At 71.7% G+C, this 16,887-nt stretch carries 13 protein-coding genes; 9 read left to right on the forward strand and 4 right to left on the reverse strand.

All coding sequences use genetic code 11. The features are described 5' to 3' along the window. Window positions 1-330 precede the first annotated feature (330 nt). Entirely contained in the window at window positions 331-780 is a 450-nt protein-coding gene (locus QIS96_RS22240) for a PTS sugar transporter subunit IIA (RefSeq protein WP_282544451.1), read from the forward strand. A 78-nt stretch (window positions 781-858) separates the two neighbouring features. Further along, on the forward strand, window positions 859-2,529 hold the full coding sequence (gene ptsP / locus QIS96_RS22245) for a phosphoenolpyruvate--protein phosphotransferase (RefSeq protein ID WP_282544452.1): 1,671 nt from the start codon (window positions 859-861) through the stop codon (window positions 2,527-2,529). 84 nt (window positions 2,530-2,613) lie between these two features. Here the strand turns inward: ptsP and QIS96_RS22250 are convergent, their stop codons facing one another. Continuing rightward, complete coding sequence (locus QIS96_RS22250; RefSeq protein WP_282544453.1) at window positions 2,614-3,501, reverse strand: hypothetical protein; 888 nt, start codon at window positions 3,499-3,501, stop codon at window positions 2,614-2,616. Window positions 3,502-3,582: 81 nt separating this feature from the next. Next, window positions 3,583-5,565: an acetoacetate--CoA ligase gene (locus tag QIS96_RS22255; protein WP_282544454.1), complete on the reverse strand. Its 1,983-nt coding sequence runs from the start codon at window positions 5,563-5,565 to the stop codon at window positions 3,583-3,585. Between the two features lie 215 nt (window positions 5,566-5,780). Here QIS96_RS22255 and QIS96_RS22260 point away from each other — a divergent pair, with 215 nt between their 5' ends. Beyond that, complete coding sequence (locus tag QIS96_RS22260) at window positions 5,781-8,156, forward strand: glycoside hydrolase family 31 protein (protein WP_282544455.1); 2,376 nt, start codon at window positions 5,781-5,783, stop codon at window positions 8,154-8,156. A gap of 34 nt (window positions 8,157-8,190) precedes the next feature. Here the strand turns inward: QIS96_RS22260 and QIS96_RS22265 are convergent, their stop codons facing one another. Then, window positions 8,191-8,730, reverse strand: coding sequence for an NUDIX domain-containing protein (locus QIS96_RS22265; protein WP_282544456.1), 540 nt, complete (start codon window positions 8,728-8,730; stop codon window positions 8,191-8,193). 223 nt (window positions 8,731-8,953) lie between these two features. Between QIS96_RS22265 and QIS96_RS22270 the strand changes: the two genes are divergently transcribed. The 6 genes from QIS96_RS22270 to glpK all read left to right on the forward strand — a co-directional run bounded on the left by QIS96_RS22270 (window position 8,954) and on the right by glpK (window position 16,123). Continuing rightward, a complete protein-coding gene (locus QIS96_RS22270) occupies window positions 8,954-9,772 on the forward strand; it encodes a M15 family metallopeptidase (RefSeq protein ID WP_282544457.1) in 819 nt (272 codons plus the stop codon). 115 nt (window positions 9,773-9,887) lie between these two features. Beyond that, complete coding sequence (locus tag QIS96_RS22275; RefSeq protein WP_282544458.1) at window positions 9,888-10,331, forward strand: Zn-ribbon domain-containing OB-fold protein; 444 nt, start codon at window positions 9,888-9,890, stop codon at window positions 10,329-10,331. Next, on the forward strand, window positions 10,328-11,521 hold the full coding sequence (locus tag QIS96_RS22280; RefSeq protein ID WP_282544459.1) for a lipid-transfer protein: 1,194 nt from the start codon (window positions 10,328-10,330) through the stop codon (window positions 11,519-11,521). Before QIS96_RS22275 ends, QIS96_RS22280 begins: the two co-directional genes overlap by 4 nt. Window positions 11,522-11,689: 168 nt before the next feature. Further along, on the forward strand, window positions 11,690-13,468 hold the full coding sequence (locus tag QIS96_RS22285) for an EAL domain-containing protein (protein ID WP_408907236.1): 1,779 nt from the start codon (window positions 11,690-11,692) through the stop codon (window positions 13,466-13,468). A 359-nt stretch (window positions 13,469-13,827) separates the two neighbouring features. Next, entirely contained in the window at window positions 13,828-14,556 is a 729-nt protein-coding gene (locus QIS96_RS22290) for an MIP/aquaporin family protein (protein ID WP_282544461.1), read from the forward strand. Between the two features lie 58 nt (window positions 14,557-14,614). After that, entirely contained in the window at window positions 14,615-16,123 is a 1,509-nt protein-coding gene (gene glpK / locus QIS96_RS22295) for a glycerol kinase GlpK (protein ID WP_282544462.1), read from the forward strand. A gap of 97 nt (window positions 16,124-16,220) precedes the next feature. On the opposite strand, the gene QIS96_RS22300 is transcribed toward glpK, so the two are convergent. Next, window positions 16,221-16,829 (reverse strand): GTP-binding protein, encoded by a 609-nt coding sequence (locus tag QIS96_RS22300; protein WP_282544463.1) that lies wholly within the window; start codon window positions 16,827-16,829, stop codon window positions 16,221-16,223. Window positions 16,830-16,887 lie beyond the last annotated feature (58 nt).

A 16,887-nucleotide genomic window follows, 5' to 3' on the forward strand; every position in this document is an offset into this window, starting at 1 on the left:
GACCCCCGGAATTGAATTCCGGCATCAGGCCTTCCCTTCTCCCTGACCATGCCTCCGCGAGCATGCAGAAGCGGATCCATGGATAGGATCGAGCTTGATGAGGATGCCGCCGAGGCTTTGGACGCTTGGCGCGCTGTGCGACCTCAGGCAGGGACCCGACAGTACATGTCGCTGATAGTGGAGGCAAATCCACGGCGGTACGTCGTACGCCTGCCAACTGGGACCAGTTGTGCGGAACCGGGACTTCATATGACTTACGCTTCTGAACAGTGCGCTGTCGTGGACAGGTAGTGACGGCGCTAATGAATCTCCACCCCTGGGAGGCTCCCCATGACGACCGTGACGTCCCCTCTTGCTGGACGTGCAATCGGGCTGAGCGCAGTGCCCGACCCGGTGTTCTCCGGCGCGATGGTGGGACCCGGTACGGCGATTGATCCCGCGCGCGAGCCTTCGGAGGCCGTTGCTCCCGTCGCCGGCATCGTCGTATCTCTTCACCCGCACGCCTTCGTCGTAGTGGACGAAGAGGGTCACGGTGTGCTGACGCATCTGGGCATCGACACCGTGCAGCTCAACGGCGAGGGGTTCGAGCTCCTCGTGAACAAGGGGGACACCGTGCAGCGCGGTCAGGCGATCGTGCGTTGGAACCCGGCCGGCGTCGAGGCCGCCGGTAAGTCCCCGGTGTGCCCGATCGTGGCGCTCGAGGCCACGGCCGAATCCCTCTCCAATGTCGTAGAGGACGGCGACGTCAAGGACGGCGACGAGCTCTTCAGCTGGCAGTGACGTCAGCCCGTAACTGGGCCGCAGGTACGACATCCATCGCGGCGGGGTGCACCGCCGCATCTATCGGAGACGGGTGAAATGGAGACAACGCTGCGAGGCGTCGGCGTGAGCCACGGTGTGGCGATCGGCGAGGTACGGCACATGGGGACCGCGGTCCTCGAGCCGCCGGCGAAGCAGATTCCGGCCGAGGAGGCGGAGCGCGAACAGGGGCGCGCCCGTCAGGCGGTCGAGGCAGTCGCTGCCGATCTGAATGCGCGCGGCAATCTGGCCGGCGGTGAAGCGCAGGCCGTGCTCGAGGCACAGGCCATGATCGCGCAGGACCCGGAGCTGATCGCCGACGTGGATCGGCGGATCGCCGTCGGGAGCACCGCCGAGCGCGGTATCTACGACGCGTTCTCGCACTACCGCGAGCTGCTCGCGGGTGCGGGTGAGTACATGGCGGGTCGGGTGGCCGACCTCGATGACGTGCGGAACCGGATCGTGGCGCGGCTGCTCGGCGTGCCGATGCCGGGTGTGCCCGACAGCGACGAGCCGTACGTGCTGATCGCGCGGGATCTCGCGCCGGCGGACACCGCTCTGCTCGACCCGACGCTGGTGCTCGGGTTCGTGACCGAGGAAGGCGGGCCGACCAGTCACAGTGCGATTCTCGCGCGGGCACTCGGTGTGCCTGCTGTGGTGGCGCTGCCCGGGGCCTGTGAGCTGGCTGAGGGCGCTGTGGTGGCGGTGGACGGCAGCACGGGTGAGATCTTCGTGAGCCCGAGTGCCGAGAAGCAGGCGGAGTTGGAGAAGCAGGCCGAGGAGCGCAAGGCTGCTCTGGCTGCTTCGACCGGGCCTGGTGCGACGTCCGACGGTCACAAGGTGCCGCTGCTCGCCAACGTGGGTGGTCCCTCCGACGTGCCGGCGGCGGTCGAGGCCGGTGCTGAGGGTGTGGGGCTCTTCCGGACCGAGTTCCTGTTCCTGGACGACAGTCAGAAGGCGCCGTCCGAGGAGAAGCAGGTCGAGGCGTACCGGCAGGTGCTCGAGGCGTTCCCCGAGGGGCGGGTCGTCGTGCGTGTGCTGGATGCGGGCGCCGACAAGCCGCTGGACTTCCTGACGCCGGCCGACGAGCCGAACCCGGCGCTGGGCGTGCGGGGTCTGCGGACGCTGCTCGACCACCCCGAGGTGCTGCGTACGCAGTTGACGGCGCTGGCCAAGGCGGCCGAGGGGCTGCCGGTGTACCTCGAGGTCATGGCGCCGATGGTGGCGGACCGGCTGGACGCCAAGGCGTTCGCCGACGCCTGTCGGGCGGCCGGGCTGCAGGCGAAGTTCGGCGCGATGGTGGAGATTCCGTCGGCCGCGCTGCGGGCTCGGTCGATTCTGCAGGAGGTCGAGTTCCTTTCGCTGGGGACCAACGACCTCGCGCAGTACACCTTCGCGGCCGACCGGCAGGTCGGTGCGGTGTCGCGGCTGCAGGATCCGTGGCAGCCGGCGCTGCTCGACCTGGTGTCGCTGTCCGCCGAGGCGGCCAGGGCCGAGGGGAAGAGCTGCGGTGTCTGTGGCGAGGCCGCGTCCGACCCGGTGCTCGCGTGTGTGCTGACCGGTCTTGGGGTCACCTCCCTTTCCATGGGTGCGGCATCCATTCCGTATGTGCGGGCGACGCTGGCGAAGTACACGCTGGCGCAGTGTGAGCGGGCTGCGGCTGCCGCTCGGGCTGCGGACTCCGCCGACGAGGCGCGGGCCGCCGCGCAGGCGGTGCTGTCCGGGGAGTGAGCGAACGGCCGGATGCCGGCTGATCGTTGTGTGCGTGCGGGTGTCCCACTTCGGTGGGGCACCCGCACGCGTTGTCGGGGTCGGTCAGTGGGCGTGGGGGTCGTCGTACGGACCGAGGTCGGGGGCCTGGGCGTAGTCGAGGCCCGGTTCCGGTGGGACGGGGTCGCCGGTGTGGGCGTCCGTGCAGTAGGCGTCGAAGACCTGGGCTTCTGTGAGGGGTGTCAGGCGTTCGCCGCTGAGGCGCCAGCCGCAGACGCGGTCGGGTCGGTCGGGTGTCGTGGTGCGTTGGACGAGGCCGCCCGGACTCTGGGTGGCGATGCCTACGGCGAGGACCGTGGTGACTTCGAGGGCTTCGCTCTCGTCCAGGTGCAGCAGGCCGTCCGGGGTGCGCTCGGCGTGCAGGGAGCCGAGGAGCGGGGTGGTGTCCAACGTGACGCTGCAGACGATGTGTTGGGTGCCGGGGCTGCCGGTGTCGAGGATGCGGCTCAGCAGGACGGCGGCGCGGGTGAAGGCAGCGACGCCGATGTCCTCGCCGCAGTCGGCGCAGCGGCCCGTGTCGGCCAGGAGGCGTTCGCCGTACTCCACGGTGGAGTGGCGGAGGGTTTCGTCGATCAGGTCGGGGACGATGTCGCTGAGTGGGCGTCCGTCGTAGGTGACCGTGGGGCCCGCTGCGGCGAGTTCGGCTGTGAAGTGCGTGCGGCCGTCGGGGCTGTCGGGGTCGAGGCCGGTTTCGGTGCAGAAGTGTTCGTACTCCTCGGGGTCGAAGAGTGCGAGCGTGGTGTGTTTGCCCTCGGCGGCGAGGGTGCGGAGCAGGTGCTCCACCTCGCGGAGGTACGTCGTGTGGTCGTGGAAGGTGAAGGTGCGGTAGCGGCGCATGGCCGCGAAGTCCTCGGCGTCGGTCAACAGGCCGATGGTGCCGGCGACTTCGCGGCGCAGGGCGCGGCGCATGGTGTCTTGCTTGGCGTGTGCCATGGGGTCCCCCGTGGACGGTGTCGAACGATGCTCACTCACCGTAACGAGGGGGACTGACAATGCGGTCGGGCTCGGGCTCGGTCAGCTGCGGGTTCGGGCCAGCTCAGCGTAGAAGCGGAGGAGGTCGAGGTTGTCGACGGAGCCGGGGTTGACCGCCTTTTCCAGGGGTGTGCCCTGGAGGAGGCGCTTGACCGGAACCTCGATGCGCTTGCCGGTGAGGGTGTGCGGGATGCCGGGGACCTCGATGATCTCGTCGGGGACGTGGCGCGGGGAGAGCTCGGCGCGGATGGTCTGCTTGATCTTGGTGCGCAGGGCGTCGTCGAGGGTGGCGCCGGGGGCGAGGTGGACGAAGAGGGGCATCCAGTAGCCGCCGTCGGGCTGTTCGGCGCCGATGACGAGGGACTCGCGGATCTCCGGGAGGCGTTCGACGACTTCGTAGATGTCGGCCGAACCCATGCGTACGCCCTGGCGGTTGAGGGTGGAGTCGGAGCGGCCGTGGATGATCACGGAGCCGCGCGAGGTGAGGGTGATCCAGTCGCCGTGGCGCCAGACGCCGGGGTAGGTGTCGAAGTAGCTGTCGTGGTAGCGGCTGCCGTCGGGGTCGTTCCAGAAGTGGATCGGCATGGACGGCATGGGGTTGGTGACCACGAGTTCGCCGACCTCTTCGGTGAGGGGTTTGCCCTGGGGGTCCCAGGCCTGGAGGTCGGTGCCGAGGCAGGGGGCCTGGAGTTCGCCGATGTGCACGGGGAGGGTGGGGACGGCGCCGGCGAAGCAGGAGCAGACGTCGGTGCCGCCGCTGACGGAGGCGATCCAGAGGTCGGCCCCGCTGTCGGCAAACTCGTCGTGGAGCCAGCGGAAGCCGTCGGGCGGGAGCGGGGAGCCGGTGGTGGCGACGCACTTGACCTTGGACAGGTCGTGGTCGCGGGCGGGGTGGACGTCGGCCTTGCGGCAGGCCATGACGTATGCGGCGGAGGTGCCGAAGAGGGTGGCGCCGGTGCGTTCGGCGACGGACCACTGGGCGCCGGTCTCGGGGTAGCCGGGGCTGCCGTCGTAGAGGACGACGGTGGTGCCGGTGAGGAGGCCGGAGACGAGGAAGTTCCACATCATCCAGCCGGTGGAGGTGTACCAGAAGAAGCGGTCGTCCGGGCCGAGGTCGCAGTGCAGGCCGAGCTGCTTGAAGTGCTCGACGAGGATGCCGCCCTGGGACTGGACGATGGCCTTGGGGAGGCCGGTGGTGCCGGAGGAGTAGAGGACCCACAGGGGGTGGTCGAAGGGGACCTGCTCGAAGACGGGGTCGGTGTCGGCCGCGGTGAGGGCGGACCACTCGAGGGCGCCTTCGGGGGCTTCGGTGCCGAGCAGGGGGATGTGCACGACGGCGCGCAGGGTGGGCAGTTCGCTGCGGAGTTCGGCGACGGTGTCGCGGCGGTCGTGCTCCTTGCCGCCGTAGCGGTAGCCGTCGACGGTGAACAGGACGACGGGTTCGACCTGTTGGAAGCGGTCGAGGACGCTGCGGGCGCCGAAGTCGGGGGCGCAGGAGGTCCAGACGGCGCCGACGGCGGCGGTGGCGAGGAGGGCGACGGCGGCCTCGGGGATGTTCGGCAGGTAGCCGGAGACGCGGTCGCCGGGGCGGACGCCGAGGGTGCGGAGTTCGGCGGCGAGGGAGCCGACCTGGCGGCGGAGTTCGGCCCAGGTGACGGTGCGGGTCTCGTGGGTCTCGTCGACGGCGAGGAGCGCGGGGGCGTCGGGGCGGTCGGCGGCGGTGCGCAGGGCGTGCTCGGCGTAGTTGAGGGCGCCGCCGGGGAACCACTGGGCGCCGGGCATGGTGCGGTCGCCGAGCACGCGCGCGTAGGGGGTGGAGAAGCGGATGTCGAACCATTCGACGACTGCTTCCCAGAAGGTCTCCAGGTGCTCCACCGACCAGCGGTGCAGTGCCTCGTAGCCGCCGTCCGCCGGGGCGCCGTGGCGTTCTGCGGCCCAGGTCTGGAATCGGGTGATCGCGGCGGCTTCGACGCGGGCGGGTCCGGGCTGCCAGAGGGGCTGCGGCTGCGGGGCGGCGGTGGACATCGGGCGACTCCCAAGCTGTACGCGGTGTGTGCGTCCGGCACGCGCACGGCTGGGGTGGTGCGCGTGACGCGGCTGAGGTGGACGATGCCACGTGATCGATATCTGCACCAGGGCGGGGCCCCCATAGTTCGGGCCGTGAAGGTGTGGTCCGGCCACAGGTGAACGGCGGATGAACGCCTCACCCCGCACGCGCGCGTACTGGCAGGCTGAGCTGCATGAACGGTCAAGGCCTGGTGCGGTCGGTGAAGGCGGTTTCGGTGGTGGGTCCCGCGCGTGGGTGGCGTGCGGTGCGGTCGGCGTGGCGGCGCAGTCGGGCGGATGCGGCGGGGTTGCCGCGCAGAGGCGCGGAGCGGGCGCGGGTGCCGGGGGCCGTGACGGGTGTGGAGCCGGGTCCTGGCGGCGGGGTGATCAGTTTCGCGCGGGCGGAGCTGCGGGTGCGGGTGACGGCCGGCGGGGCGGTGTTCTGGGGCTGGGACGGGGCCGGGCCCGAGCCGTCGTACGCGGTGGTCGGTGCGGGGCCCGAGGCGGATCCGCGGGCGGTCCTGGAGCCGGACAAGGAGGGCGGCTGGCGGGTCGTCTCGGAGCGGGTGACGGTCGTGGTGTCCCGGCACGGCGCCGTGGAGGTGCGCACGCCGGGCGGTGTGGTGCTGCGCAGGGATCTGCCGCCGCGCTGGTGGGAGCCGGTCGCCGGGGGGCCGGCGCGGTGGCTGCAGCGGTCCGAGGTGGCGGCGGACGCGCGGTTCTTCGGGCTTGGCGGCCGGGCGGGCGGGCCGCGGCTCCGGGACGGCTCGTACCGGCTGTGGAACACCGATCCTGCGGGGTCGTTCGGGCCGCAGGACGATCCGTTGTCGTTGACGATGCCGGTGCAGATGGTGGTGGCCGACGCGGGCACGCATCTGGTGTTCCACGACAACACGTGGGACGGGTCGGTGACCCTCCGGGAGGGTGCGGAGGGTGCGGGTTCGGGGCACGACCGTGCGGGGTGCAGTGAGCTGCGGATGGACGGGGGGCCGCTCAGGTGCTGGGTGGTGGTCGGTGCTCCCGCGCGTGTCCTGCAGGTTTTCGCGTCGTTGACGGGGTCCCCGGCTGTGCCGCCTTCCTGGGCGCTCGGATATCAGCACGCGCGGTGGGGGTTCGGCAGTGAGCGGGAGGTGCGGCGGGTTGTCGCGGGCTGTCTGGATCATGAAATTCCGCTGAGTGCACTGCACTTGGACATCGATCACTTCGACTCTCATCGGGTTTTCACGGTCGACCGGGAGCGGTTTCCGGATCTGCCGGTGCTGGCCAAGGATCTGGCCGAGGAGGGGGTGCGCCTCGTGTCGATCGTGGATCCGGCGGTGAAGGCGGACCCCGCCGACGAGGTGTACGCGTCGGGGCGTGCCGCGGACGCGTTCGTACGGGATGCGCGGGGGCGGGTCGTCGAGGGGCTGGTGTGGGCGGGTGAGTCGGTGTATCCGGACTTCACGTCGCCCCGGGTGCGGCGGTGGTGGGGCGGGCTCTACGAGGAGCGCCTGGGGCAGGGCTTCGCCGGGTTCTGGCACGACATGAACGAGCCGGTGTCGTTCGGGGCGTTCGGCGATCGGACGCTGCCGCGGTCGTCACGGCACGCGCTGGAGGGCCGCGGCGGCGACCATCGCGAGGCGCACAACGTGTACGGCCTGTGCATGGCTCAGGCGGCCGATGAGGGGCTGCGCCGGCTGCGTCCGGAGGAGCGGCCGTTCCTGTTCTCGCGGTCCGGCTGGGTGGGGCTGCAGCGCTATGGCGGTACGTGGTCGGGGGACGTGGCGACGGGCTGGCCGGGGCTTCGGGCGTCGCTTTCGCTCGTGCTCGGTCTGGGGCTGTGCGGTGTGCCGTACTCCGGTCCGGATGTGGGCGGGTTCGACGGGAGTCCGTCGCCCGAGCTGTATCTGCGGTGGCTCCAACTGGGCGCTTTTCTGCCGCTGTTCCGTACGCATGCGGCGCGCTGGGCGGGGCGCAGGGAGCCGTGGGAGTTCGGTCCTGAGGTTCTGCGGCACGCGCGCGTGGTGCTTGATGAGCGGCGCAGGCTCCTCCCCTATTGGGTGACGCTTTCGCATCTGGCGCAGCGGACCGGGGCGCCTTATGTGCGGCCGCTCTGGTGGGCGGCTCCGGAAGAGCGTGCGCTGCGGGACTGCGAGGACGCGTTTCTGGTGGGGGACGCGCTGTTGGTGGCGCCTGTGCTGGAGCCGGGGGCGACGCGGCGTGCGGTGCGGTTGCCGCGGGGGCGCTGGTACGACACGACGACTGGACGGGCGTACGAGGGGCCGGGGCAGGTGCTGCTCGATGCGCCGCTGTCGCGGGTGCCGGTGCTTGCGCGGGCCGGTTCCGTGCTGCCGGTGCGGGGCGCGGACGGGGGCCTGGAGCTGGAGGTGTGGGCGCCGGCCCGGGGGCGTACGGGGTCGGGTCTTGTGGTGCGGGACGCGGGCGACGGGTGGGAGCTGCCGGAGGTCGAGCGGTATGTGACGCGTCGCGAGGGCCGGGACCGGGTGGTGGTCGAACGGGACTGCGGGGACGGGGAGTTGCGGGAGGTCACTGAGGGGGTACGGGTGCGGGGATTGGGGGACGGGGGGTGAGCGCCGCGTCCCTCCCCCACGCGCGCGTGCCGCTTCAGTACGCCCCGTCGAACCACCTGCGGGCAGCCAACGTGTGCAGCGGGAAGCCGAGTTCGCGTGGGGCCGTCAGGATCTCCCAGCCGTACGTCTCGTCCGTGGGTGTGGGCTCGGGCAAGGCGTCGGCCGGGCGGGGCGGGAGGAGTCCGAAGAGGAGAAGGTGGCCGTCCGGGGAGCTGAGGGCGTCGGCCAGGCGGACCTCGTCCGCGTGTGCCTCGATGCCGGTCTCCTCGGCGAGTTCACGGACGACGGCGTGCCGCCAGTCCTCGCGGTGGTCGATGAATCCGCCGGGCAGGGCGAGGGTGCCGCGGGCGGGTTCGATGGCGCGGGTGATGACGACCAGGCCTGTGCGCTCGGCGTCCCGGACCGGGAGGAGTGCGACCGCGACCGGCAGTGGGTTGCGGTAGGCGGTGTCGCCGCAGGTGGTGCAGCGGCGGGGCCAGGGGGTGCGGGGCGCGTACGGGGTCCCGCAGCTTGCGCAGTGCGAGCCCTTCTCGGGGCGGGGGGTGGGGAGTTGGAGTTGCTGCTCGGTTTGCACGGGCGGAGGGTATCCGAATCCGATCCGACTCACGGTGCGGTGGGCTGGGTGTTGTGGCGCGGGGCCGCGGTCCGGGGGTTTTCCCCTCCCCGCCCCTTCCCGAAAGTCCTGCGGACGGCTTCGGGGGCCAGCCCCCGGGCCCCCTCCCCCATCTCAAACGCCGGAGGGGCTGAAATTTGCGGAGGCGGCCGACCGTCTTTCGGGCACCGTGCCCAGCTGATAGATGAAGGCCATGAAGCCGACCTCCTTGCTCCGTGTTCTCACCGTCGCCGCCGTCACCGCGCTGGCGTTCACCAGTGCGCCGCAGTCCGTGCAGGCGGAATCCGAGCCCAAGGCGCCCGACGCGTTCGTGGCGCTGCAGGACGTGGATCCGACGATCCTGCAGGAGATCAGATACACCACGCCGCACAACTTCGTGGGCGAGCCGATCGACGGCTACAGCAAGCCGATGTGCATCCTCACCGAGCCGGCCGCGAAGGCCCTCCACAAGGCGCAGCAGAAGCTGCTGTCCGGGGGCTACTCCCTGAAGGTGTACGACTGTTACCGGCCGCAGCGCGCCGTGGACCACTTCGTACGCTGGGCGAAGGACCTGGACGACGAGCGGATGAAGCCGGAGTTCTATCCGCAGGTCGACAAGTCGAGGTTGTTCGCTGACGGTTACATCGCGGAGAAGTCCGGGCACAGCCGCGGCTCGACCGTGGACCTGACCGTGGTGAAGCTGCCGGCCGTGCCCACGCGCCCCTATGTGCCGGGCGAGCCCCTGGTGCCGTGTTACGCGCCGCAGGGCGAGCGTTTCCCGGACAACTCCGTGGACATGGGTACCGGGTTCGACTGCTTCGACACTCTGTCGCACACGGACGACCCGAGGGTCACGGGCGAGCAGCGCGCCAACCGGGACCTGCTGCGGGGCGTGCTCGCCGAGCGGGGATTCGTCAACCTGCCTGAGGAGTGGTGGCACTTCACGTACAAGCCGGAGCTGTTCCCCGACACGTACTTCGACTTTCCGGTGGCGCGAAGGTCGTTGAGCGGGCACCGCGCGTGAGGCGGTTTCCGCCTCTGTCGGTGTGCGGCCGGGCGTGGCACACTGCGAGCCACAAACAGTTCTGACGTTCCGTCAGATCGAGTGGGATCATGGGATCCAGTGCCGGGGAGGGACCTTGACGCGTCAGCGGACACCGGTCGTGGCCGATTGGTTCAGTGGGGAGGGCGACGGCTTCCGCCTGCTCGGGACGCGCTGCGCGGCCTGCGGGTCGGTCTTCTTCCCGCGCGAGGACACGTACTGCCGCAACCCGGGATGCGCGGGCGGGGAGCTGGTCGAGGCGCCGCTGTCGAAGCGGGGGCGCGTCTGGTCGTACACCGACGGGCGCTATCGCCCGCCCGCGCCCTATGTGTCGGATCCGGAGCGGGAGTGGGAGCCGTACACGCTCGTCGCGGTCGAGTTGGAGGCCGAGCGGCTCGTGGTGCTCGGGCAGGCCGTGCCCGGGGTGACGCCGGGGCAGCTCGCCGTCGGCATGGAGGTGGAGGCCGTGCCGGGCGTCCTGAACGAGGACGCGGACACCACGTGGACGACCTGGCACTGGAAGCCGGTGGACGAGCGATGAGCGCGCGTGACGTGGCGGTGCTCGGCGCCGCGATGCACCCGTGGGGCAAGTGGGGCCGCAGCTTCGTCGAGTACGGCGTGAAGGCGGCGCGGGACGCGCTCGCGGACGCCGGCGTGGACTGGCGGGACGTGGGCTCGATCGTCGGCGCGGACACCGTGCGCGGCGGCTATCCCGGGTACGTGTCCGGCGCGACCTTCGCCAAGGCGCTCGGCTGGCAGGGGGCGCGCGTCACCAGCGTGTACGCGGCGTGCGCCTCGGGCGCGCAGGCCGTGCAGACCGCGCGCACGCAGATCCTCGCGGGGCTCGCGGACGTGGTGCTCGTGGTGGGTGCGGACGCGGCGCCGAAGGGGTTCTTCCGGCCCGCCGGAGGGGACCGCAAGGACGACCCCGACTGGCTGCGGTTCCGGGTGCTCGGCGCGACCAATCCGGCCTACTTCGGGCTGTACGCGCGCCGGCGGATGGCCGTGCACGGCGACACGCTCGCCGACTTCGCACAGGTCAAGGTGAAGAACGCGGCCATGGGCGCGCTCAACCCGAACGCCCGCTACCGCAAAACCGTCACTACAGAAGAAGTGGCGGCTTCCGCGGTCGTCGCCGATCCGCTGCGGCTGCTCGACATCTGCGCCACCTCGGACGGGGCGGCGGCGCTCGTCCTGTCCAGCCTCGACTTCGCGCGCCGGCACGGTGCGGCGGACCCGGTGCGGATCCGCGCGGTGTCGACGGTGACGCCGGAGTATCCGCAGACCGTGCTCGACCTGCCGGACATCGCGACCGATTCAGCGGCCGCCGTCGCCCCGCCCGCGCGCCCGTTCCGCGCCGCGATCGCGCACGCCGCGTACGAGGAGGCGGGCATCGGCCCGGAGGAGCTGTCGCTCGCGGAGGTGTACGACCTGTCGACCGCGCTCGAACTGCAGTGGTACGAGGACCTCGCGCTGTGCGGTGAGGGCGAGGCGGCGAAGCTGCTGAGGGACGGCGCGACGGCTCTCGGCGGCCGCATCCCGGTCAACGTGAGCGGCGGCCTCGCGTCCTTCGGGGAGGCCGTGCCCGCCCAGGCCATCGCCCAGGTCTGCGAGCTGACGCAGCAGCTGCGCGGCACGGCTGGGGCACGGCAGGTGCCGGGCGCGCGGGTCGGCATCACCGCCAACCAGGGGCTGTTCGGGCACGGGTCGTCGGTGATCGCGGTCCGGTGAGGGCAGGGAAGTGAGGACGGTGCGGTGAGGTGAGGACGGGCGGGGCAGGGCCGCCCGGGGCTTGCGGCCTCGGCCCCCGGCCCCTCGTTCGTACGGAGAGTGACCGCGCGGAAAAGCTGCGTGAACAGCTCATGAACTGGGGTCCGGGAGGCGTCCGGGCGGGACATCATGGTCGTCGTGCCTGTCTGGTCGGACTCCCTCCGCTTCGCCTTCCAGCCCGTCGTCAGCCTGACGACCGGAGCCGTCGCCGCACAGGAGATACTGGCCCGCCCCGAGTCCGGCGACGTCCTCGCCGAGGCCCGGCGCGACCCCGAACTCGACGGCCGGCTCGCCGCGTTCGCGGTGCGCGCCGCCGCCCGCCAGGAGTCGCTGCTTCCGCTGCATGTGAACGTGTTCGCGGGCACCGTCGCCGACCTCGGCGGGCTGGCCGCGCTGCGGGACGCCGTCATGGAGGCGGGGCGGCTGCCCTGGGAGGTCACCGTCGACCTCGGCCCGCCGTTCACACACGTGCCGCAGCCCGCGCTCCTGGAGGGCGTTGCCGCGCTGCGGGACGACGGGTTCCGGATCTGTGCGGACGGGGTCGGCGACGGGGACGCGCCGCTGCGGCTGCTCGTCGACCTCGCGCCCGAACTCGTCAAGCTGGACGCCTCGTTGCTGACCAGGACGGCGGCGGTGCACGCCATGCGGGCGCTGTGCGACGAGCTCGGCGCGCTGCTCGCCGTCGAGGGCGTGGAGACCGAGCGGCAGTGCGCGGCGGCGCTCGCGGCGGGGGCGCAGCTCGGGCAGGGCCAGCTGTTCGCGCCGCCGACGCGCAGGCCCGCCGTCGACGTGTACGTGCCGGAGGCGGCGGCGCCGAGCCCGGACACGCCCCAATCCGGCCCGCCCGTACGGCAGTTCGTGCGCCCCGCCGCACTGCTGCCCGCGAGCGCTTCCGCCGGGCAGGTGCGCGGGCTGCTCACCGACGCGCCCGACGTCTCCGGCGTGCTCCTGGTGAACGCGCGCGGCGTGCCCGTACGCGCGGTGGACCGGGACCGCTTCCTGCTCTCCCTGTCCGGGCGGTACGGGCACGCCCTGTACGCGGACCGTCCCGCGGCGCGGCTCGCGGACGAGCCGCTGACCGTCGGCGTCGACGCCACGGCGTGGGAGGTCCTCGACCTGCTCGCCGACGGGGAGCGCAGCCGTACCGGGGACGACGTGGCGGTGGTGGACGGCGACGGGCGGTGCGTGGGCGTGGTGCGCCTGGCCGACCTGGTGCGGACCCTGGCGGACAGCCGGGTGGAGGAGGCGGCGGGGCTCAACCCGCTGACCAGGCTGCCCGGTTCGGACGCGGTGACGGCCGAGGTCGACCGGTGGATCGCGCAGGGCAGGGGGTTCGCGCTGAGCTGGCTGGACGTGGACGACTTCAAGCAGGTCAACGACGGGGCCGGGTTCGCGGCGGGCGACACGCTGATCCGGGAGGTCGGCGCGGCGCTCAAGGCGGTCGCCGCGGAGTCGGCGGGCGCGGGCAGGGCGACACAGGTGCGGGTCGGGCACATCGGGGGCGACGACTTCGTGGTCCTGGCCGCGCCCGAGGCCCTGGAGCCGGTGGCGGCGTCCGTGCTCGACGCGGCCTGGTCGGCGGGCGGCCGCGAGGTGACGTTGTCGGTGGCGACGGTGAACTGCCCGCCCGGCACGGTCGCCGACCACCGTCAGGCCGCGGCCTGGCTCGCGCCCCTGAAACAGGCGGCGAAGGCGCTGCGCGGGGCGAGTTGGGTCGTCGGCCGCGCGGGCAGCGAGGGCCACCGCATCCGCCGCGGCACGCCTCTGCCCCGCCAGGAGCCGCCGCCGCGCGGCGAGCCGGCCACCGTGCCGGGCCGCGCCCGGCACGAGTCCCCGTACGGCCCCGGCGCGGCGGCCCCGTACGGCATACGGCTCGACGAACACGGCAGCGGGCGGGCCACGGCCTGAGCGGGACGGCGCGGCTACGGGCCGTTCTGGCGGAACGTGTGCTTCCGCCCAACTTCCGCCCGTACGCGAACCGTTGTCGTCCGTGACCTTGACGGTGTCACAGCACCGGTGAACACTTCCGGGTGTCAGTCGGCATCGCCGCACTTCGGCATGGCGTCGCCCGAGGTCGCCGCGCGTCTCGCGGTCGGCAACAGGCCACTTCCCAGGGGCGATTCGGCTGCGACGGCACGCTCGTCACGGACGCCGGGCGGGGCCGGGGAACCTCATGGGCTCTCCTGCCTTCGGCCGACGTAGCCACGCACGCACCCTGCACGGAGGACCGGGGCGCAAGGCCCCGGGCATGGGCCAAGGGAGCCGCCATGTACGCGAACGGTGACGTCCTCGTCGGTGAGATCATCGGCACCGCGATCCTGATTCTGTTCGGCGCCGGCGTCTGCGCCGCCGTCACGCTCAACCACTCGAAGGCCAAGTCGGCAGGCTGGGTCGTCATCGCGTTCGGCTGGGGCTTCGGCGTCCTGGCCGGGGCTTACACGGCCGGGCCGCTGTCCGGCGGGCACCTCAACCCGGCGGTGACGCTGGGCATCGCCATCGACACCGGCAAGTGGGGCCAGGTCCCGCTGTACATCCTCGGGCAGATGATCGGCGCGGTGCTCGGCGCGGTGCTCTGCTGGCTGGCGTACTACGCGCAGTTCCAGGCCAACGCCGACAAGGAGACGGCCCTGCCGACGCTCGGGATCTTCTCGACCGCGCCCGAGATCCGCAACACCACCGCCAACCTCCTCACCGAGATCATCGCGACCGTCGGACTCGTCCTGCCGATCCTCGCCTTCGGCCTCACCGAGGGCCTCGGCGAGTCCGGCACGGCCACGCTCGTCGTCGCGTTCCTGGTGGTCGGCATCGGCCTCTCGCTCGGCGGTCCGACCGGGTACGCCATCAACCCCGCCCGCGACCTCGGCCCGCGCATCGCGCACGCCCTGCTCCCGATCCCCAACAAGGGCGGCTCCGACTGGAGTTACTCCTGGATCCCGGTCGTGGGCCCGCTGATCGGCGGCGCGCTGTCCGGGATCGTCTTCAACGCCGCGTTCTGAGCCCGCCGGGCACACCACACCAGCCGGGCGCACCAAACCAAGGGGACAAGGGGACTTCATGACGGACAAGTTCGTCGCCGCGATCGACCAGGGCACCACGTCGAGCCGCTGCATCATCTTCAACCAGGACGGCGCGATCGTCGCCGTCGACCAGCGTGAGCACCGCCAGATCTTCCCCAAGCCCGGCTGGGTGGAGCACGACGCGACGGAGATCTGGTCGAAGGTGCAGGCCGTCGTCGCGGGCGCGCTCGCCAAGGCGGGCCTGCGGGCCGAGCAGCTGAGCGCCCTCGGCATCACCAACCAGCGCGAGACCACGGTGCTGTGGGACCGTGCGACCGGCAAGCCCGTGCACAACGCGATCGTCTGGCAGGACACCCGTACGTCCGCGCTCTGCACCGAACTCGGTGGCGACGTCGGCCAGGACCGGTTCCGGGACGCCACAGGGCTTCCGCTCGCCAGCTACTTCTCCGGGCCCAAGGCGGCCTGGCTGCTCGACAACGTGCCGGGCCTCAGGACCCGTGCCGAGCGCGGCGAGATCGCCTTCGGCACCATCGACTCCTGGCTGATCTGGAACCTCACCGGCGGCACCGACGGCGGCGTGCACGTCACCGACGTCACCAACGCCGGCCGCACCATGCTCATGAACCTGGAGACCCTTCAGTGGGACGGGCAGATCCTCTCGGCGATGAACGTGCCCGAGGCGATGCTGCCGGAGATCCGGTCCTCCGCCGAGGTGTACGGGACGGCCGTCGGCCAGCTCGCCGGGGTGCCGGTGGCGTCCGCACTCGGCGACCAGCAGGCGGCGATCTTCGGGCAGGCCTGCTACGACACGGGCACCGCCAAGAACACGTACGGCACGGGCAGTTTCCTGCTGCTCAACACCGGGAACCGGCCGGTGCCGTCGAAGAGCGGGCTGCTCACGACCATGGGCTACCAGATCGGCGGCGAAGCCCCGGTCTACTGCCTGGAGGGCTCGATCGCGATCACCGGCGCGCTCGTGCAGTGGCTGCGCGACCAGCTCGGCATCATCGCGAGCCCCGACGAGATCGAACCGCTCGCGGCGAGCGTCGACGACAACGGCGGGGCGTACGTGGTGCCCGCGTTCTCCGGTCTGTTCGCCCCGTACTGGCGGTCGGACGCGCGGGGCGTGATAACCGGACTGACCCGTTACGTGACGAAGGCGCACCTCGCCCGCGCGGTGCTCGAAGCGACGAGCTGGCAGACGCGTGAGGTCGTCGACGCCATGTACCAGGACTCGGGCGTGCAGATCACGACCCTGAAGGTCGACGGCGGCATGACGAAGAACAACCTGCTCATGCAGCATCAGGCGGACGTGCTCGACGTGCCGGTGGTCCGCCCGAAGGTGTCCGAGACGACCTGTCTGGGCGCGGCGTACGCGGCCGGGCTCGCCACGGGTGTGTGGAACGACCTGGACGAGCTGAAGGCGCACTGGCAGAAGGACGCGGAGTGGCAGCCGCGGATGGCGCAGGAGGTGCGGGACCGCGAGTACCGCAACTGGCGCCGCGCGGTGGAGCGCAGCTTCGGCTGGCTGGAGGACGGCGAGTAGCCCCTCCGCTCCGCGTCGGTGAGATCTGCGGCTCGTACCCCGGTCGGCGGGGGTACGGGCCGTAGTCCGTTGCCTTCCGGCCTCGCTGCGGCGCGGGTCAGCTGGTGGCCGGCTCGCGGGCGGCCGTCGCGCGGGCCATGGCGTGGCGTACGACGGTGACGAGGACGTTCTTGACGGACTCGCGGTCGCGGGCGTCGCAGAGGACGACGGGGACGTGCTCGTCTATGTCGAGGGCCTGGCGGACCATGTCCTCCGGGTAACGGGCCGCGCCGTCGAAGCAGTTGACGCCGATCGCGAAGGGCAGGCCGCGCCGCTCGAAGTAGTCGACGGCGGCGAAGCAGTCCTCCAGGCGGCGGGTGTCGGCCAGCACGACCGCGCCGAGGGAGCCCTGCGCCAGCTCGTCCCAGAGGAACCAGAAACGATCCTGCCCGGGGGTGCCGAAGAGGTACAGGACGAGGTCCTCGCGGAGCGTGATGCGGCCGAAGTCCATGGCGACGGTGGTGGTGCTCTTCGTCTCCACGCCCGCCGTGTCGTCGACGGGGCGGCCGGCCTCGGTGAGGGCCTCCTCGGTGCGCAGCGGCTTGATCTCGCTGACCGTGCCGACGAGGGTCGTCTTGCCCACGCCGAAGCCGCCGGCCACGAGGATCTTCAGGGTCACCGGTTCGACGGTGGCCTTGCGCCGCTGAGAGCGCCCGAGGATCGCCATTGGTCTCCACTCCAGCATTGCCTACGGGGGTGAACTCTCCGCTGACATGGGCGAGTTC

Source organism: Streptomyces cavernicola, assembly GCF_029968035.1.
In the GTDB taxonomy this organism is placed as follows: domain Bacteria; phylum Actinomycetota; class Actinomycetes; order Streptomycetales; family Streptomycetaceae; genus Streptomyces; species Streptomyces cavernicola.